This is a genomic window from Paenibacillus sp. WG02, from assembly GCF_055396115.1.
Map to the genome: position 1 here is coordinate 5,836,639 of NZ_AP036016.1, position 19,611 is coordinate 5,856,249.

Genomic DNA, 19,611 nt, shown 5'->3' on the forward strand with positions numbered 1-19,611 from the left:
TACGTCAAAGCATACTTTGTAATAATTGTTCAGAGGGACTTCTAGATCATCATATCTACCTGCCCAAGTCAAAATGATTAGGGGGTACACGGGTGTTTCATTTTTTACTTTAATTGTAACAATCGCTCTATTACTATAGCCATTTGCGCGCGGGTAACGAAATCGGAGACAGCAAGAAAGGTTGTTCCCTTCTCATCCGATTTGCCACGAATAAGGCCCGTGTAAGCTACGACAGCCCAGTCGTCATTCCCCTCAACTTTATCTGCAAAAGCATTCAGCGATTTTTTGACGTCATCACTTATCTGAGGGTATTTACCGACAGCAATTAAAGCATTAGACATAAGAACGGCCATTTGTGTACGCGTTAGCTTGGCGTTCGGATCAAGTACGCCTGCTGCGGAATCCACAGCCGCCGATGACGTTACTCCTACCGCTTTACTCAATGCTTTTGCAAATTCACGAACAGTCACATTTTGATCCGGCTGGAACTGCTTTCCGCCGTCGGCAGCCCCCACAATGTTCCTATACAGCATATCTGTTACTGCATAAACAGTTTCAAACGATTGTCCAGATAAGTCCGAATAATAGTTATTTGGGACATTGCCAGAAATTTGGATTCGCCCTTCTATTCTTGGAGCAACGGTTTCCTTTTGCTGAATATAATCGGCAACTACTTTGGATAGAAGTGGACCTGCATTTTTATCGAGTAACACCTTCGAGCCCTTGAAAATATCGTAGCCGTCACCACCCTCGGCGACAAAATCAACTACAGCAATCGTATAATGCGCTTTGCGGTCGAGCGGGTGACCCTTTACCTTTACGTCAAGCAAGCGAGCCCCGGGAAGGAGCTTCGGGTTATAAGAGAACTCAATGCCGCTCACTTGCGGGTAGCGCCCTGCGCCGCTTTCGATTAGACTAATTCCGTTCTCCAATGCTTGATACAGTTGATCTCCTGTAATATCCAATTTTTCTACGTAATTCGCAAAAGGCATTGCATCCATTATATCCTTTTTGGTCAACGGACCTGCTGGGAATACACGTTCCGCACGGATGCCTCCTCCGTTAATGATCGTCATGTCCGCTTTTGTATAATCCTTCATCGCGTCCGCTACCAGATCGCCGATAGCTGTTTCCATTTTGCGCTGAGAGGCTTTCATAACATCCATCTCAGTCAAGCTCTTACCTATTTGCACTTCAAGCTCTTTGCCGAGCTTCGCATTATAGCTGTCCATGACAGCTTTAACATTCGGATCAGGCTGATAACCTTCCTTTGCCACATCAGTTTTCAAGGCATAGCGGTGATAATTGAAATCCGCTACTTTTCCATTATCAAAGTTGAAATTGATTTCCCCAAGATAAGTAAACTCATCGCCGATAAACCAAAGTAAGGTATTATGGATTTTTTCTGGGCTATCAAAGGCAAAAGCAGCATGGTCGCCAACGATCAAATCGATTCCATCCACTTTCTCTGCGACTACCCTAGCATCAGGACTGGCGAGATGAGAAGAAACGATGATGAATTGGGCGCCTGCTGCCTTCATTTCGGGAATTATCTTTTTCATAGCTTCTACTGGATTTAGAACGATGGCATTCGGTCCCATGGAAGTAATTTGGGGCGCTTCCTCGTTAATGAGCCCTGTAATCCCGATTTTCACACCGCCAACTTCTTTGATGATATATCGTTTCGCACCGGATTCCTTGGCGAAAACATCCCCTGTACGCTTGTCAATCGCATTGGCGCTGACCCATGGGAATTGACTCGCTTTCACTAACTTCGACAGCTGATCGGGCCCCATATCAAAATCATGATTGCCGTATGTATCGACATCGAGCTTGCCCGCATTGAAAGCATCTACGATGGGTTGCCCTTGAAATGTAGAAGAAATAACCGACGTTCCGAGATCGTCACCGTTGCCGATGAATAACGAATTGGGTTGAGCGGCTTTGATTTTGTTCGCAATACCAAAGTAATTAGCAATGTTATTCGGTTCTTTCGGATTCCCGAAGTTTCCGTGAAAATGAGTATCGTGAATGATGGTAAATGAAATATGCGGGAGCGGATGTTGAGATTTTTCAAAGATTTGCCCTACAAATTGCGATTGAACAGGGCTAGAATCGGCAGCACCGCTTTCATGGGCAAAACCTACTATTGGAATAAAGAGCAATAAGGTACCGGCTAGTGACGCAGCTACTCCGGTTTGCCGATTAAAAATCAATTTTTTCATGATTTACCTTCCCTCCGCATTTTAATATATCTTAAGTCATTATAACATTTGATAATCTTCCTATTGTCAAAAAATTGTAAAATCCCCACACCAACAATCACTCTCGAATATAAGATTCATATGGATTCCACCCACCAGTTAGATAGCTTCTAAGGGTTCAATATGAACATGAACATGTGTGATTTTATGCTCAGCCATCATACGTTCTTCTATTTTTTCTGTAATTTCGTGACTTTCCACTACATTCAAGTTGCCATTTACGTGGATCGTAACATCAACTAAAATATTATTTCCATGCACTCGGGCTTTGATATCTTTTATTGCCCCAACACCTGAGGTATCTTCAATCGTTTTTTTTATTTCCTCAAGCTCTTTTTCATCGAAGCCATCTGTTAAAGCGTGGGAAGCATCCTTAAAAATATCCCATGCTGTTTTACATATAATTAAGCCCACAATGGTTGCTGTTAATGGATCCAACCAAGGGAAGCCAAACTGAGAACCGATGATTCCGACAAATGCACCGATACTGACAATAGCATCCGAACGGTTATCCTGTGCCGCTGCCATCAAAGCGTTACTGTTAATTCTTTTTGCAAGGCGAATATTATACTTATAGACATACATCATTACAATCGCACAGAACAATGCTGTCCATGCGGCAATCATATCTGGAGTCCCAATGGTCGGCTCAAAAAATTTCTGAACAGCTTGGTATAAAACTTGAAGTCCGACAGCGAGCATGATAAATGACGCAATTAAAGCAGCCACCGTTTCAGCACGAAAATGCCCATATCGATGGTCTTTATCAGGTGGTTTTTGAGAAATTTTCAAACCAATAAGAACAGCAAATGAGGCAATAATATCTGTTGTATTATTAAGTCCATCAGCCAACAAAGCTTCTGATCCTGATACATAACCAATAAATAGTTTGATAGCTGAGAGGCATATATAGGCAATGATACTTAACCATGCCCCTTTTTCCCCTTGTTTAATCTCGTTATAAGTGTCCATATTATTCCTCCAACGAATATGTTCCCACATTTTTTTCTCTTAAGGAATCATACCCGACATAATATGAGTGGGTCTAGAGAAACAGTGTTGTCCCTGTCACTAATAATAGGAACACTTCAACTAATTTGCGTAAGGGGAAATATATTGGCACAATAAAAAAGAGGCTCCTCGCAAGTAGCAAGAAGCCTCATAAGATCACCGTCACAACTATAAATCGTTATATTTTTTTACGGTATTCAGTAGGTGACATGCCAGAGAAGGCGCGAAATAATTTGAAGAAATAGCTGCTATTATCAAAACCAAGTTCTTCTGAAATTTGTTCAACGCTTTGATTCGATTTATCAAGCAATTCACGAGCCCTTTCCATCTTACTTCTCGTGACAAATTCTACAAATGTTTCTCCAGTCTCCTTTTTGAAAATACGGCTAAAATGCGACGAATTAAGATCTAATCGTTTAGCCATTTCGTCCATACTGATTTTTTCATTCAAATGCATCATCACATAACGTTGCGCCTCGACGATTTCCTTGCGGCTAGATTGATCTTGGTGCAATCTCACGTTTTCCATTTTTTCAACCAAAAATCCGATTAACCATTCACTAAGATGATTTAGCGTATCGATTCCATATACCGTTTGTTGCAATACCTCTGTACTATAGTTCGTTAAGAAATGCTGCATGACTGTATACTTCAGTTCTATATCAGAAACGATTTTTAACACCCAACTAAGGACAGAATCCATTGGATACTTATTTGCATTAATTTGTCCAATCCACTTGGCAATTGTTGATTTTACAAAGTCAACATCATATTTTAAAATACAATCTTTGAAGTCATCCAGAGCCGCTGTATAACAAACGAATATATCATCCTTAGTCATCTCAATTTGCTGCAATTTCAAAATACGATTTTCTCCTGAATAAAAACGGAAGTTTTTTGAATTTAATAAACAAGTGGTCTGTTTTTTTAATACTAACATCGTATCGCAAACTTCACCTATATAAAAAGAAGTTCCAATTTTCATATAACGATTTATTGATTTCTGAACATTTTGTAATTCTTCATTTATTTCTTCCAATGTATTTCTTTTAATTGACTTGGAATAGGGATATAGGACATAATAATGTCTCTCGTTAAGTGTTATGACAACACTACCCTCGATTTTGACAGATTCGTTCAGTGCATTATCTATTACAAATTGAAGTTGGTGCCCTCCACCGAACCTTTTCTCTACATCCGAAAACCGTTCTAGCATGCATAGTACAGGTATATAAGGAGTTCCTTTCACTAATCGAATGCCACTATTTTCAGCCTTCTCTAGCCACTCTGTCTCATTCCAAATAGGTTGGTCTATCAATGATCGCAAAAAGGTTGTTCTTACCGATGAGAGGCTATGAAAAACGACATCTTGAAGTTTTTGCAGGTTACGCAGATTTGCTTCTTCTTCGTTCAATTGTTTAATAAGTTCGCGTAGAATAGCTACCAACTGATCGATGCGAAGAGTTTCTTTTAAAATATAGTCATTAACGCTCAACTTTACTGCCCTTTGAGCAAATTGAAAATCTTCATGACAAGACAAAATGACAGTCTTTAAGCCAGGATTGATTTTTCTAGCCTCTTCAATTAAATCTAATCCATTCATGATCGGCATACCGATATCGGTAATAAGAATATCAGGCGGAAGATTTTTGCATGCCTGAACCGCTTCCTCTCCATCAGAACTGGCTTCAATTAGCTCCAAACCGAGTTCTTGCCAAGGGATTTTTGCCGTCAAGTAATCAATAACAGGCATATGATCGTCAGCGATAATTACTTTATACATATCATTTATTCTCCGTTTTTGAAATTGGGAAGATCATTACAACCCTGGTACCAAGATTATTCTCGCTTTGTATCGTCATCTGAAATTGCTCCCCATAAATTAACTTTAGACGTTCATATACATTAGATAGCCCTATACCTGATAAATGATTACTACCATTGTCAGCAGATCCTTCAATAATCTGTCTTTTGTTAAGCATTAATCGTTCCTGTAAAGAACTCAATGTATTAGTATCCATACCAAGCCCATTATCACTAACCGAAATCTGTAAGTTTTCTTCTACTTTGTCCGCATTTATCGTAATAAATCCGCTTTTTCCAGTAAAACCATGCTTATAAGCATTTTCAATGATTGGTTGTAGTATAAATCTTGGTACAGTTTCCGGAAGCAACTCGGGATTCACATGGATGTGAGAAACGGCTGGATGCCGCATTGTAAAATTCATTAATTCCATATACTGCTTGGCCATTTCAACCTCAACAAGCAAAGACACAAACTCCTGCTGTGTGGAGATAGTAGAACGTAATAGAGTTGACAAAGATCCAACTAGCTCGGCGTTCTCTTCGTCATCTTTCATTAGTAACTTTAAACGAATGGAGCTTAGTACATTGAACAAAAAATGAGGATGAATTTGCGCATGCAGCATCTCAATCTCGGCCTGCCGCTTAAGCTCTTGTTCAAGTTTGACTTGTGTGAGCATCTGGAGTACGCGGTCAAGCATAAGATCAAAAGCACGACCTAGACGTCCTACTTCATCCCTTCCTCTTATGTTAGATCGCACCTCTATATCCCCAGCTTCAACCTTAAGCGCAACTTCACCAAGTTCTTGAATTGGTTTTGTAAATTTCCGAATCAAATAAGCGAGAATGATGATAAATCCAACTACAAAAAGCACCTGTAAAACCAAACCGGACCGAGAAATGTTGTTTAATTTATCAGTTAATTGTTCGTACGGAGTCAGACTGACCAGGGTCCAACCCGCATGACGCAGGGGTTTAGTTACATAGAGGTGAGATTTTCCATCTAAGCTAATCATCTCAGGTGATTCAACAACACCTTTTTGAATTAAATTTAGAAAATTATCCCCAATGTAATCCTTATTTCTGTGGGCTAGTATACGGCTATTCGTATCCAACAGAAAAATTTCCTCGGAAAATTTATCGAAAATAGTACTGAATGTATTCTCCATTCGGCTTACGATCAAATAAGCAAGTGGATTCGCAGAATTATCCATTAATACTCGAGCTGTCATGATGACGTAAGGGTTCTCTTCTGCCTGGGATTTCAAATAATTGGGTTGGACGCCTAAAAAAAGCGTGTCTAAAGCTGACAATCGAGACAAATCATCAAACCAGGCTTGTTTCCTAAAATTTGAGGGCTCAAACTCATAATACGAATAACTTGAAAAGTAGCGTCCATCCATAGTAAGCAGGGTGAGCTGTATATCGGGTTTATCGCTAACCAATTGTTCTAATTTTTCCGTTACCGACTTCATTACTAAAGGATCATACTTACCCTTAAGCAAGCTCTTTAGCTCCGAATTAAATTGAATCATGTTCGATACGGCAACCATTTCATCGATTACCTTATTGATTTGACCCTGCACATTTTGTAAAATCTGGTTTGAACTTTCTAACGTATGTTCTCGAATGATTCGCTGTGAAAAAACGTTTGTGATGTACAGCATGATGATGGTTGGCAGTATCAAACAAGCGATTGATGTAATAATCAATTTTTTCCTGAGGGACAGATTTGGGAAGAATAATAACATGATAAGCTCCTTTTTAGAGACTAAAGGACCATAACTGATGAAGGAATTTTTTTAGATCATAACGCTAATGAATCAACATCATTATACCGTTTCTAGTGATTAAGACAGCCTTTTAGTTTTTACGAAATGATTTCCAATTATTCTGAATCATACGATATGCCAACCGACTATACCATCAATTATTTTGACATATGAAGAAATATTTTTTCTGAGGTTATATCATTTCAAGTCCAAAAAGGACTTCTCAGCGCTAGAAGGATGCATGTAAACCGCTAAATGTATGCTGAGAGAGCCGAAATGGACTTCTCACCGTCGAAAAAGTAACAAAGTGTTGCTGAGACGTCCAAAAAGGACTTCTCAGCGCTAGAAAGATGCTTGTTAACCTCCAAATTGTGCTGAGAGAGCCGAAATGGAAATCTCACCGTCGAAAAAGTAGCAAAGTGTTGCTGAGACGTCCAAAAAGGACTTCTCAGCGCCGAAAAATTGCCCCACATGGCAAATCCATATTTCTTGTTAATATTATTCAATCTCCTTCTCTTTACATCAATAATTGACATAAAAAAATGACTGCAATATTTCATGCAGTCATTTTCCAAATAATCAACAGTATTTCATGCCATCTCAAAGCCATTTTCGCTTTCAAAACCAATCTGCGTAACCTAATTTTCTTAAGTTGTCATCAAAGTTTTCAAGCAATCAAATGGATCTCGCCCGTACAAATCATCTTGCTCTACTAAGAAATACTGTGAGCCACTTTCCAGACCTGCCTCAATAATACCTTTCATATCAAGGCTGCCCTCACCAACCTCAGCAAATTGTACAACATTGGAGAAAGCCTGCATGAATTTACTCATGTCTCCACCCTCTAAGGCACTCGAATCGAGCTGACCTATACGTATGAGAAAACCCCTATTTCCTCAACTTTGCCTTTGAGCATCATCATTTGAACGTCGATTTTACCTTTTTTCATCTAGTAACTCTCCTTCCTTATTTCAGATTTGAAGTGATAGATGTGTCGCAATCTTTGCAAATTCCAAGACGAGTTTTCAACTTGTAAAATCCTGTTCTAAACGTAATAGCTATGTTCGTTAAGGGAACAATTTTATTACATTTGATGCAATATACGCACATACTCTTCATCCCCCAAATTAGTAGAAATCCGAGTCCGATAACCATTGTTTATCCCTTTACACTCCCCATGGCAACGCCCTCAATAACATGTTTCTGTCCAATAATGAAAATGATTAGCAAGGGTAAAATAGCAGATACGGCTCCAGCCATGATGAGGGAGTAAAACTCGCCATTCGCATCAGCAAACTTACGCATACCGAGCTGTAATGTAAACAATTGATCCGAACGGATAAAAATCAACGGATTCTGGTAATCATTCCAAGTCCAGATAAATCGCAGGATCATATAAGTCGCCATTGCCGGCTTAACAAGCGGAACTGTAATCTTGGAGAAGATAGTCCAGTGATTCGCACCGTCAATCCTCGCCGATTCGATAATTTCATTATGAATACCCATAAAAAACTGCCGCAGCAGGAATGTCCCGAGAACACCGGATGCACCTATCAGGATCAGACCAATATGACTATCGAATAATCCCATCCAACGTATCATAATAAATTGCGGTACCAAGATGGCCTGGCTAGGAATCATGAAGGTTACTAACACTAAAATGAACAGAATATCTCGCCCCTTGAAGGACACTTTTGAGAAGCCATAGGCTGCCATACAAGAAATCAGCAATGAGAACAGAGTTGTTAATACAGATACTTTCAAGCTGTTCCAATAATACATTGTAAAAGGCAGCGCCCCAGCCCAAACCTCTGTGTAATTTTCAGCTGCTCTCCATGTCTTCGGAATCCATTGAATGGGATAAGCCAGCACTTCGAGTTCTGGTTTGAATGAAGCAGAGAGCATCCATAAGAAAGGCATAGCAAAAAATATTCCGCATATTGCCATAATTAAAGTAACTAATGTACGATCAAAACGAATTGATTTCATTGGAACACCCCTTAGTAGTTTACCCATTTCTTTTGACCAACCCATTGAATAAGAGTAATCACTAGAATGAAGAGTAGTAGTACGATGCCCATCGCAGAAGCGTAACCGGACTTCAAATTTATAAATGCAGTTTCATATAAGTAAAATACAATTACGGATGTGGATCCGGCTGGTCCTCCGTTCGTTAAGATCATGATGAGATCAAACGCCTTGAAGGAAGCAACCAAGCCGGTTATTAGCAGAAAGAAAGTCGTTGGTGAAAGCATTTGCAGAGTGATGGAGAAAAATTGACGAATGGGTGAGGCCCCATCTATATCAGCCGCCTCATACAAATCCTTGGGTATGTTTTGCAGCCCAGCCATAAAAATAATCATATTGAATCCCAAAGACGACCATACCAAGATAATCATTACTGAAAGTAGGGCATAATTCGTGTCAGCGAGCCACAACGGCGGATGTGCAATCCCGATTGACTTTAAAAACCCATTGATCGGACCGTTGGTCGGATGAAATAATACCCTCCAAAGGACAGCCACAGCAACAAAGCTGGAAATAAACGGCATAAAGTAGACTACCTTAAAAAAGGTTTTGAAGTACGTTACTTTATTAATAAGCACGGCCAATATTAAAGAAAGAAAAAGTGAAACGGGTACAACGGCCATCAACGCAATGTTATTTTTCATGGAATGAATGAACTCCACATCTTGGAACAGCTTTTGGTAATTAGCGAACCCAACTGATTTGATGCTGCCTAGACCCGATATAAAATTCCAATCGGTGAAGCTAATGATACCGGAAAGCAAAATAGGTATAATCGTAAGCACTGTAGTCGTAATGAGCATAGGTCCAGTAAAAAATAAACCAGCCCATGCATCGTTGTGAGAACGCTTTCGAGAATAGTGCAAAACCTTCTTAGATACGGTTCCAGTGGGTCTTTCTATCAAGCCTTGTTTCAATTCGATCACCTCTTGTTGTTTGGTTATGCTTTCATTATAGGGAGCTGAAAGAGCAAACACATCTAAGTATTTTTTCTTTTCAGAAAAATATTTGCGCGTTTATTTAATTCCCTATTTATAACAAAATATGTATGTTCACTTTAACCTGCGGAAGTTAACTGGTGACATCCCTGAGAATGCTTTAAACAATTTAATGAAATAACTGGTATTCTCATATCCAAGCATTTCAGCAATTTGCTCTACATTTTTTTCGGATTGTAGTAAATACTCCTGTGCTCGTTCCATTTTCGCCCGTGTTGCGAATTCAATGAAGGTCTCTCCCGTTTCAAGTTTGAAAATTCGACTGAAGTGACTCGCATTTAAAAAAAGCATGTGAGCAATCTCCTCCATCACGATTTTCTCTGACATGTGCGTCATCACATATTGTTTCGCTTCAATGACTTCTTTTCGTTGACTATCGCGCTGTGTTCTAGTAACTTGATTGATTTTTTCCAAGATGAAATGCTGCATATAATCAAACAGTTCGTCCAATGATTCCAATTCCAATACGGTATTATGAATCAGTTCTTTTGTATAAACCTTTTGAAAGTGTTGCAGTGATCGATACTTTAAATCAATATCAGACAAAAGCTTAATCGCCCACCCTCGTACTTCCTCCGCCTTAAACCGTAAAGTTCTAAGCTTTTTTTCCAAACCAGTTAATATTCCATCCATTCTATCTTTACTACCTTCAGCAATCAGTTGTTTTAGTTCATCTGATGCTTGAGTGAAATATTTATAGATATCATCAGATGAGCATTGAAACTCCTCCCATTTATAGATACTCATTTCATTAGCATAAAACCGCTGATCCTTACTGTTCGTTAATTCCTTCAATCTCTGTTTGATTTCTTGCGGCGTATGAGCAGGCGCCGAAATCATGAGAGACAAGCTTATTTTTAAATGTTTTTCAAACTCCTCCTGTATGTCTGTAAGTTTAATGAGAATCTCATCGTATTCTCTAACCACAGGATTTATTTGTAGAGGAATCAATAAAACGATTTCGTTGGCTGTGCACAGAAAACTAAATCCTAGTCTTTTTTTATCAACTAAATCACAGAAACCGTTTTCAAAAACAAACTTGAACAATTCGACCGTTTGATATCTTTGTTTCAAATCACGATATCTATTTGCGAAGCAGAGTACGGGTAAATACCTAATCTTGTCCAAATCGATTCCAAACTCATACGCTTCAGCCAGCCAACGTTTAGTATCATTTATCGGATGATTAAGCGTCGAGCGAATAAATGTTTCCTTTAATAGAGAACTATTCTGGTCTAGAATCGTTTTTAAACGTACTTGACTTTCTCGTATTTTGTCCTCTTGTTCTAATTGCAATTGTGTTGTTTTTAGAATTTCAAATATCGTTTCCGGCTCCATTGTTTCCTTTAGAATATACTCCGTGACGTTTAACCTGACAGCCTGTTGGGCATATTGAAATTCGTTATAGCACGACAGAATAATAACTTTCAAAGGAGGGGCTAGCTGCTTAACAGCCTTCGTGAGTTCTAAGCCGTCTATTTCTGGCATTCCAATATCTGTAATGAGGATGTGCGGCATATCAACCTTGCAATGCTCCAACGCGTCCCTACCGTTTTGATGTATGCCTATAACCTTCATTTCAAAAGATTCCCAAGGAATGATGGTAGTCAAAAACTCAAGTACTGGATAGCTGTCATCGACGAGAATCACTTTCCACATTGCCATTTTTTCCTCCTCCTGGCATACATAAGGAAAATCAAAATCAACGGCAATCTCAGTTCATTTGAGAAGACCGTTGAATTGGATTTTTATTTGCTGTTATTTTTTATGACTTCTTGCACTTTTTGAGTAGCATTTTTAATGGCCGTATCCGCATCTGCTTCACCGAGTAGAAACTTTTCAACTTCTTTATTATAAACTTTGTCTATTTCGTCATGATAAGATACTGGAATAATGAATTTTTGCGGAATGCTGTTTTTCATTACATATAGTAAAGATTCTTTGTCAACCTTGTCAGGAGTTTTAGATGAAGCAATTAGGTTGTCGAGTGCTTTTGATACATCTGCATTTTTCCATGACGGGATATATTTCCCTTGTAGCTGAATTCCTTCCGTCGTGTACCAACGAATGAATTGGTAAGCCTCTTCCTTATGCTTCGACTTTGCGTACATAGCCATAAGATCTCCACCTAAAGTAGTTGTGATAGGGTCGTTCTTACTCGCTCTTGGATAAGGTGCGAAAACGGTCTTAAAGTTAGTTGGGACTTTATCCGTACCCCCTGCTTCAGGAATCATGAAATCCCCAGTAATAATCATACTCGCTTTCTCACTGAAATATTGAGGTCTATAGCTTAATTTTTGACTTATGGTTTCCGAGTACGGCGTTGCCGATTTGTCTACAACCTCCGCTTGTTTGCGGATATCGAGCGAACGCTTTATTAGCGGGGTGTTTATATTCAGCGTCTTTCCATCGGCCTTATAAAGGAAGTAATTGTCCATCTGATTGAACTGAACCAGTTGATAAAATAGAGGGAACGTATGGAAGTAGGTTCCATACCTCTTATTTGCTCCTTCACCTTTTGTTAGCTTTTTCGAATAGTCGAGGAACTCGTCCCAGGTCCAATCCTTGGGAATCGGGAGACCTGCTTCATCCAAATGATTTTTGTTTAACATGACAAAGAAGGTAGCTTTCTTTGCGGGAAGTGCATAGACCTTATCTCCAATGGTAGGATCAATGAAATATTCATCCTGTACCTTATATCCGTCTTTTGCAATGTAATCGTTGAGAGGTTCGAGCATATTTATGGCAGCACGCTGCGCATATTGTTGTGGGAGCGAGAACATCATCACATCGATTTGATCACCGGACGCGGCGGCAAGATCAAGTTTTTTCAAATACTCTATAGAATTGTTGTCCCCGGCAGTTACCGCTTCAATCTTAATGTTTGGATATTTTTTCTCGAACTCCTTGTAGACGGTTTTCCAATTATCTTGGTCCTCGTTATACCAAAAGTGAAATTTCAGTGTTACTTGTTCGGCTTTTTTGTCGGTAACCTCCGAATTTTTAGCATTAGGACTACCCGTGCACCCACTAAGCAATCCTGCGATGATTGAAATAGCAGTCAGACTTCGAACTGTTTTATTGAGCATCGTCAATCCCCTTTTCTCCTTAATAGCACCACTTATAATCTCATGTAATGAAAGCTGGTTCATGTGGCTATTTATGAATCATACGTCAAACTACTTTCTTAAACATTCAATATTTTTTGCAAATAACGAAAAAATTTTTCCGCACCATTTTCCTAGTGTGTCTGGGACAAGTATCCTTATACAAGAAAAAATCAACGACCAACTCAGTTCGTCTGAGTAGACCGTTGATTTTGATGTTTATTTGCTGTTATTTTTGATGACTTCTTGCACCTTTTGAGACGCATTATGAATAGCGGTATTCGTATCTACTTCGCCAAGCAGAAATCTTTCCACTTCTTTAACATAAGCTTTGTCAACTTCATCGCTATAAGGCGCCGGGATGCGGAATTTTTGTGGAATACTGTTTTTCATCACGTACAACAAAGATTCCTTATCGACCTTATCCGGTGTTTTGGAAGCTGCTACCAGGTTATCGATGGTTTTGCTAACATCTGCTTTTTTCCAAGATGAGATATACTTCCCTTGCAATTGGATTCCTTCTGTCGTGTACCAACGAACGAATTGGTAAGCTTCCTCTTTATGCTTCGACTTTGCGTAGACAGCCATGAGATCTGAGCCTGAGGTTGTTGTGATCGGGTCGCTTTTGTTCACTTTTGGCAAAGGTGCGAAAACAGTCTTGAAGTTAGCGGGCACTTTATCAGTTCCGCCTGCTTCTGGAATCATAAAGTCTCCAGTAATAATCATACTCGCTTTTTCATTGAAATATTGAGGCCTGTAATTCAGCTTTTGGCTGATTACCTCAGCATATGGTGTTGTGGATTTGTCCATCACTTCCGCTTGCTTGCGGATATCGAGCCATTTTTTATTTAACGGAGTATCTACATTGATTGTCTTACCATCGGACTTATATAGGAGGTAATCGTCCATCTGAGTCATTTGCGCAAATTGATAAAATAGAGGGAATGTATGGAAGTAGTTTCCGTACCGTTTATTCGATCCCTCACCTTTGGTTAGTTTTTTGGAATAGTCGAGGAACTCGTCCCAAGTCCAGTCCTGGGGAACCGGCAAGCCTGCTTCATCCAAATGATTTTTATTCATCATGACAAAGAAGGACACTTTTTTGGCAGGAAGCGCATAAGTCTTATCACCAATCGAGGGGTCAAAATAATAGTCATCCTGAACCTTATAGCCATCTTTTGCTATGTAAGAGTTAAGAGGCTCCAGCATATTGATAGCCGCTCGCTGCGAGTAATATTGAGGAGCCGAGAACAACATCACATCAATCTGATCGCCGGATGCCGCAGCAAGGTCAAGTTTTTTCAGATACTCGATGGAATTGTTGTCCCCAGCTGTTACCGATTCTATCTTAATGTTTGGATATTTTTTTTCGAACTCCTTATAGACGGTTTTCCAATTATCTTGATCTTCATTATACCAAAAGTGGAATTTCAGAGTTACAGGCTCGACTTTCTTGTCGGTCCCTCCTGGCGTCTTGGCGCCAGTAGCAGTAGTACCTGTACTAGTAGAGCATCCGGCAAGCAATCCCGCAATGATTGAGCAAGTTACAATACTACGCAATGTTTTATTAAACATCGAATCAATCCCCTTTTCATTCTTAATTCCACTAAACATTACATTTCCATTATTCATGTAAGCGGATACAAATGAATTATAGTACAGATTGATTCCATTAACATGCAACAATTTTTGCACATTTTGAATTATTTTTTCTGTAAGTCAATTTTTTTTCGTTTTAGAAAAAATCCTTGGATGTATTCAAATATGGACTTCGATATATTAAAAAAAGAGATTCACCTCGTCAGCAAGGGAAGGAGCAACCGTTATGAACAGCAAGACAAAACAAAAATTAAGTCTTAGAGAAAAATTGGGTTACGGAGCAGGGGACCTTGGGAATGGATTGATGTTCGATTTAGGACAAATCTATCTCTTGAAATTTTATACAGATGTTTTAGGGATTTCTGCCTATACGGCGGGGCTCGTCTTTCTGATTTCCAAAATCTTTGATGCATTTGCTGATTCAGCGGTGGGCTCATTTGTAGATTCAAGGAAGTATAATTCAAAATATGGAAAATTTAGACCTTTCATATTATTTGGATCTATCCCTCTTGCAGCAATGACTGTAGTGACTTTTATTGCGCCTGATTTCTCTTATTCGTCAAAAGTCGTCTATGCTTTCGCAACCTATATGCTGTTCGGACTTGCCTACTCTGTTGTCAATATCCCATACGGTTCACTGTCCTCTGTGATGACGAACGATCCTGTAGAACGTACGAAGCTCGCCTCTTTCCGAGGACTAGGATTCCAAATCGCTCTCTTTATCACCGGAATTGCAGTCGTGCCTATGATTACCAAGTTTCAAGATCCAAAAGTAGGATATCCTGTAGCTATGTCGGTTATGGCAATAGTAGGTATTCTCGCGCATTATCTACCCATATTGCCGATATCATTGAGTACAACGAATGGAAAACGGGAAAGCGTACGGAGGGGATTATTTATTCTTCCTATAGCTTTTTCAGAAAACTTGCTCAAGCGTTAGCCGGCTTTTTGCCTGGCGTTGTTCTTGGTTTAATCGGTTATGTACCTAATACAGTTCAATCTGCAAAAACACTAGAAGGTTTAAAATGGTTATATTTCTTGCTTCCTGCAGCGTCTTTCCTTGTTGCAGCTATCATATTTGCTTTCTTCTATAATCTTACGGATGTTAAACATAAGCAGATTTTAGATGAATTAGCAGTGAGCAAGGACTCAAAATAAAAAATTGAAGGAGCGATTACGAATGCTATATCCACAAAATAATACGAAAAGAGAACTAGCCGAATTAAATGGTATTTGGAATTTTAGACTAGAGGATCAACATGGAATCCCATTTGACCCAACAAAAAGTAAGCTTCAAGATACGATCCCGATGCCTGTTCCCGCAAGCTACAATGAACTCACAGAGGATTTAAAAGTTAAAGAACATGTAGGTAACGTATGGTATGAACGAGAGTTTTACGTGCCTGAATCCTGGAGCGGCAAAAGAATCGTGCTTCGTTTCGGCAGTGTTACTCATTACGGCAAAGTTTGGGTCAACGGACATGAAGTCATGGAGCATTCAGGAGGGTATACACCTTTCGAAGAAAATATTGCGCCGTATGTTCGGTTCGATTGTAAAAACAGAGTGACCGTAATGGTAAATAACGTATTAGACTTAACCACAATTCCTATTGGAGAATTGGAAATCAGAAAAAATAGTGCAGGCGAAGAAATCAAAAAACAAAATTACTTCCATGATTTCTTTAATTACAGCGGTATTCACAGACCTGTAAAGCTATACACGACATCCGAACAATATGTCAAGGATATTACGATTCAAACGGAGGTAACCGATCGAACAGGTATTGTTAAATACGAGGTACAAGTCGAGGGCTCTTCCAAAGTTCAAATTCGTATTCTAAATGAAGATGAGATACTTGTCGGTGAAGCAACAGGAATTAATGGCGTCATTCATGTAAATGATCCGGTGCTTTGGGAACCAGGGGCTGCATATCTGTATACGCTTCGGGTACAAGTACTTAGTCCAGATGGTCAAATCGTGGACACCTATGATGAAACCTTCGGGATTCGTACGGTAAAAGTAGAAGGCACTCAATTCATGATTAATGGAAAACCATTTTATTTTAAAGGTTTTGGGAAACATGAAGATACTGACATTCATGGCAAAGGATTAAATGACGCTATAAACGTAAAAGATTTCAGTTTGATGAAATGGATTGGAGCGAACTCATTCCGGACGTCTCACTATCCGTATTCCGAAGAAATCATGCGAATGGCCGACCGCGAAGGTATTGTGGTCGTAGATGAAGTTGCTGCTGTAGGATTGCATTTGACACTAGGCGGCTTCATGTCATCACAGAAAAGGAATACTTGGGATACCGTCCTATCGCAAGAAAGCCATAGAGAAGCGATCAAAGAATTGATCGGGCGCGATAAAAATCACCCAAGCGTAGTGATGTGGGTTGTTGCCAACGAACCTGCGGGCGAGGAAGAAGGCGCCTATGAATACTTTAAACCATTGGTTGACCTTACTAGGGAACTTGACCCAACTCGTCCGCTTACCATAGTCAGCTTCCTTGCAGCAACTCCAAAGGCTTGCAAGATTCATACCTTAAGCGACGTGATTTGTTTAAATCGTTATTACGGTTGGTATGTAAATAGCGGCGATTTAGAAACAGCCGGAATGGAACTAAAAAAAGAATTGCTTGAATGGCGGGAAACAGCTGAAAAACCAGTATTCCTAACAGAATTTGGCGCAGACACGATGCAAGGACTTACCTCATCTGTACCGACCATGTGGACGGAAGAATTCCAATGTGAATTCTTGAAGACATACCACCAAGTGTTCGACGAGCTTGATTTTGTAATCGGGGAGCATGTCTGGAACTTTGCCGATTTCGCAACCAAACAAGGCATTATGAGAGTTGAAGGCAATAAGAAAGGTGTATTCACCAGAGATCGAAAACCAAAGAAAGCAGCTTATTTACTTCGTGAAAGATATCAGAATATCAAAAACAATTATGAGAAAACCTCTATCGAGGCCATTCAAAGATGAGCGACCGCGTTTAACGAGGAGAGACTTTGGTCTACGACCAAAGATCCCTATATTAGGTTTTATCGCCAATAAGAAAGCGGTTTTCGGGAACCGAAAACTTATACTTTCTTATGTGGTTAAAAATAACCGATTCAAATAAGAAAAGGACAGTCCGAATCTCATTCGACTGTCCTTTCATTGATTGAACTGATCCATATATTACTTATACAAATTTGTGAAAATGTTATACATCAAAACAGCTGCTTGGGCCCTATTCGTAGTATCTTTAGGATGAATAGCATTATCATAACCATGAACAAGCCCCATCTCGATTAGTGCAGCCACGCTATGAACCGCGTAATCCGATACATTTGTATAATCACTAAATTGTTTTAGTTGTTCTTCGTTTGAATTGGTAGTCATTTGTCTCGCTACTCTCACCGTACGCTCTGCCAACACAATCATGTCTTCTCTAGTGATTGGTTCGCTAGGTTTAAATAAATTATCGCCTACTCCTACCGTAATCCCAATTCCTCTTGCGATTCTCAAAGCTTGGTCGTAGTAATCGCCTTCACGTACATCTGCAAATTTGTCTCCCATTCCTCTACTGCTGTCTAGCTCTAAAGTGCGTACTAATAAGACTAAAAAGTCCGCGCGTGTGACTGGCTTGCCAGGGTCAAATGATTTGTCCGAACTTCCGTTGATAATTCCTTTAGAAGCAAGTACTTCGATCTGGTTTTTTGCCCAATCCAAGGAAGTAATATCATCAAACGTCTTTTGAACAAATGCTGTTGCATATTTACTAAAGTGTGTTGTCGTAAATACAACTGTACCCGTTTTCGAATCATATCTGCCATTTGGTACCGGGATCGTTTGTCCATCGTCGGACAAAAACCATACAACGATATGCTCAAGGTGCTGCTTTTCATTATCATTCGGCGAATAAGGCATGCGTACTGTCACTGGAGCATTCGGATTGTTCCAGGCTATAATCTTCTCGCCAGCTTGTACGCTTATTTCAATGGCTGGCCGGTCTCCAATTCGATTCATCACATTATTATCCAGCTTGCTGACATCCGCTTTCCCGATTTTCAGCGTGACACTGTCGCCAGATAGTTCATCTGCATGAAACATATTATTTCGGATGTATACCGATGCAAGAGGCGATACAACTTGTATTTGAACCGAGTACACGCTATTTGAGAGCAACTTCGATGGAACTTGCAGTTTATAGGCTTCCGCACCCGGTACTTCCTTCATGTCAATTTTGATATTCTTGATTCCATTTTCATTTGCTGCTACCTGTTGAATTGCCTTTTCCCAATTGGCTTCACTTAAGGCAAAGGTTGCCGTTTTCGTTGCCACGTCCATTTTTGCATCCCCGGTTTGCAAGTGAATGGTTCCCTCGCTAGCTTGGCCATTTTGCGTGATATCGCCAATACCACCCGAATTTCCACCCGAACCTCCGCTCATGCCTCCTGTTGATGGTGTTGAATCACCGTTATTACCGTTACTACTCGAGACGATCGAGGCGGTTACCATCGCATCAACATTGTTCGTATTATAATTCAATTTACTATCGACATGCTTCACGCTTTTCAGTTGAAGCCCAGCGCTCCCTTGACGGACCGTTTTAAATGTTGCGGTGGCAAGATTTACAGTTCCATTCTCACCCGGTACTTTGCTAACCTTGGTAAACGCAAATTGCAGATGATTGCCATTCACCTGAGGATCGACTGAAAACCCTCCGGAAACACCGCTTCTAATTCCTATAAACTCAAGCATCGTATTATCGAAATCGAGATTCAGTTCATAAGCATACAGATCAGTGACATTGTTTCCCGTGACGGTAACCTGAATCTCATTCCCTAGCGTCACCTGAGAGTTATTCAGCCCCAAGGAAAATGATTGAGTAGTCTCAGCAAAAGCAGCCTGCGGCAGCAAAAACACGATACTAAGCAATACAATTAAGCAGAATGACTGTAAGTTTCGTCTCACTTTGAAGACCATCCTTTCGATAAAAGCAGGGAAAAGTCTCTAAACTTTCCCCCTGCC

General features: G+C 39.9%; 12 protein-coding genes and 1 pseudogene. 2 read left to right on the forward strand and 11 right to left on the reverse strand.

What is annotated here, in order from left to right; translation table 11 throughout:
* Positions 1-104: 104 nt before the first annotated feature.
* From ACBP55_RS26475 to ACBP55_RS26520, 10 genes are all read right to left on the reverse strand, one after another.
* Positions 105-2,225, reverse strand: coding sequence for a bifunctional metallophosphatase/5'-nucleotidase (locus tag ACBP55_RS26475; RefSeq protein WP_464645858.1), 2,121 nt, complete (start codon positions 2,223-2,225; stop codon positions 105-107).
* Positions 2,226-2,363: 138 nt separating this feature from the next.
* Positions 2,364-3,236 (reverse strand): cation diffusion facilitator family transporter, encoded by an 873-nt coding sequence (locus ACBP55_RS26480; RefSeq protein ID WP_464645859.1) that lies wholly within the window; start codon positions 3,234-3,236, stop codon positions 2,364-2,366.
* A gap of 217 nt (positions 3,237-3,453) precedes the next feature.
* Positions 3,454-5,058 (reverse strand): response regulator transcription factor, encoded by a 1,605-nt coding sequence (locus ACBP55_RS26485; RefSeq protein ID WP_464645860.1) that lies wholly within the window; start codon positions 5,056-5,058, stop codon positions 3,454-3,456.
* Between the two features lies 1 nt (position 5,059).
* Entirely contained in the window at positions 5,060-6,829 is a 1,770-nt protein-coding gene (locus ACBP55_RS26490) for a sensor histidine kinase (protein ID WP_464645861.1), read from the reverse strand.
* 668 nt (positions 6,830-7,497) lie between these two features.
* Positions 7,498-7,683: a hypothetical protein gene (locus tag ACBP55_RS26495; protein WP_464645862.1), complete on the reverse strand. Its 186-nt coding sequence runs from the start codon at positions 7,681-7,683 to the stop codon at positions 7,498-7,500.
* Positions 7,684-8,008: 325 nt separating this feature from the next.
* A complete protein-coding gene (locus tag ACBP55_RS26500) occupies positions 8,009-8,839 on the reverse strand; it encodes a carbohydrate ABC transporter permease (protein WP_464645863.1) in 831 nt (276 codons plus the stop codon).
* A gap of 11 nt (positions 8,840-8,850) precedes the next feature.
* The gene (locus ACBP55_RS26505) at positions 8,851-9,795 is read right to left on the reverse strand and encodes a carbohydrate ABC transporter permease (RefSeq protein ID WP_464645864.1); all 945 of its coding nucleotides are present in this window, start codon (positions 9,793-9,795) and stop codon (positions 8,851-8,853) included.
* A gap of 135 nt (positions 9,796-9,930) precedes the next feature.
* The gene (locus tag ACBP55_RS26510) at positions 9,931-11,541 is read right to left on the reverse strand and encodes a response regulator transcription factor (protein WP_464645865.1); all 1,611 of its coding nucleotides are present in this window, start codon (positions 11,539-11,541) and stop codon (positions 9,931-9,933) included.
* Positions 11,542-11,624: 83 nt separating this feature from the next.
* Positions 11,625-12,965, reverse strand: a complete 1,341-nt coding sequence (locus tag ACBP55_RS26515) for an ABC transporter substrate-binding protein (RefSeq protein ID WP_464653416.1) — start codon at positions 12,963-12,965, stop codon at positions 11,625-11,627.
* A gap of 237 nt (positions 12,966-13,202) precedes the next feature.
* A complete protein-coding gene (locus ACBP55_RS26520; RefSeq protein ID WP_464645866.1) occupies positions 13,203-14,558 on the reverse strand; it encodes an ABC transporter substrate-binding protein in 1,356 nt (451 codons plus the stop codon).
* A gap of 250 nt (positions 14,559-14,808) precedes the next feature.
* Here ACBP55_RS26520 and ACBP55_RS26525 point away from each other — a divergent pair.
* Positions 14,809-15,740: pseudogene (locus ACBP55_RS26525) on the forward strand (MFS transporter).
* Positions 15,741-15,762: 22 nt separating this feature from the next.
* Positions 15,763-17,577, forward strand: coding sequence for a beta-glucuronidase (gene uidA / locus ACBP55_RS26530; RefSeq protein ID WP_464645867.1), 1,815 nt, complete (start codon positions 15,763-15,765; stop codon positions 17,575-17,577).
* 198 nt (positions 17,578-17,775) lie between these two features.
* Here the strand turns inward: uidA and ACBP55_RS26535 are convergent, their stop codons facing one another.
* Positions 17,776-19,554 (reverse strand): S-layer homology domain-containing protein, encoded by a 1,779-nt coding sequence (locus ACBP55_RS26535; RefSeq protein ID WP_464645868.1) that lies wholly within the window; start codon positions 19,552-19,554, stop codon positions 17,776-17,778.
* Positions 19,555-19,611: the final 57 nt, after the last annotated feature.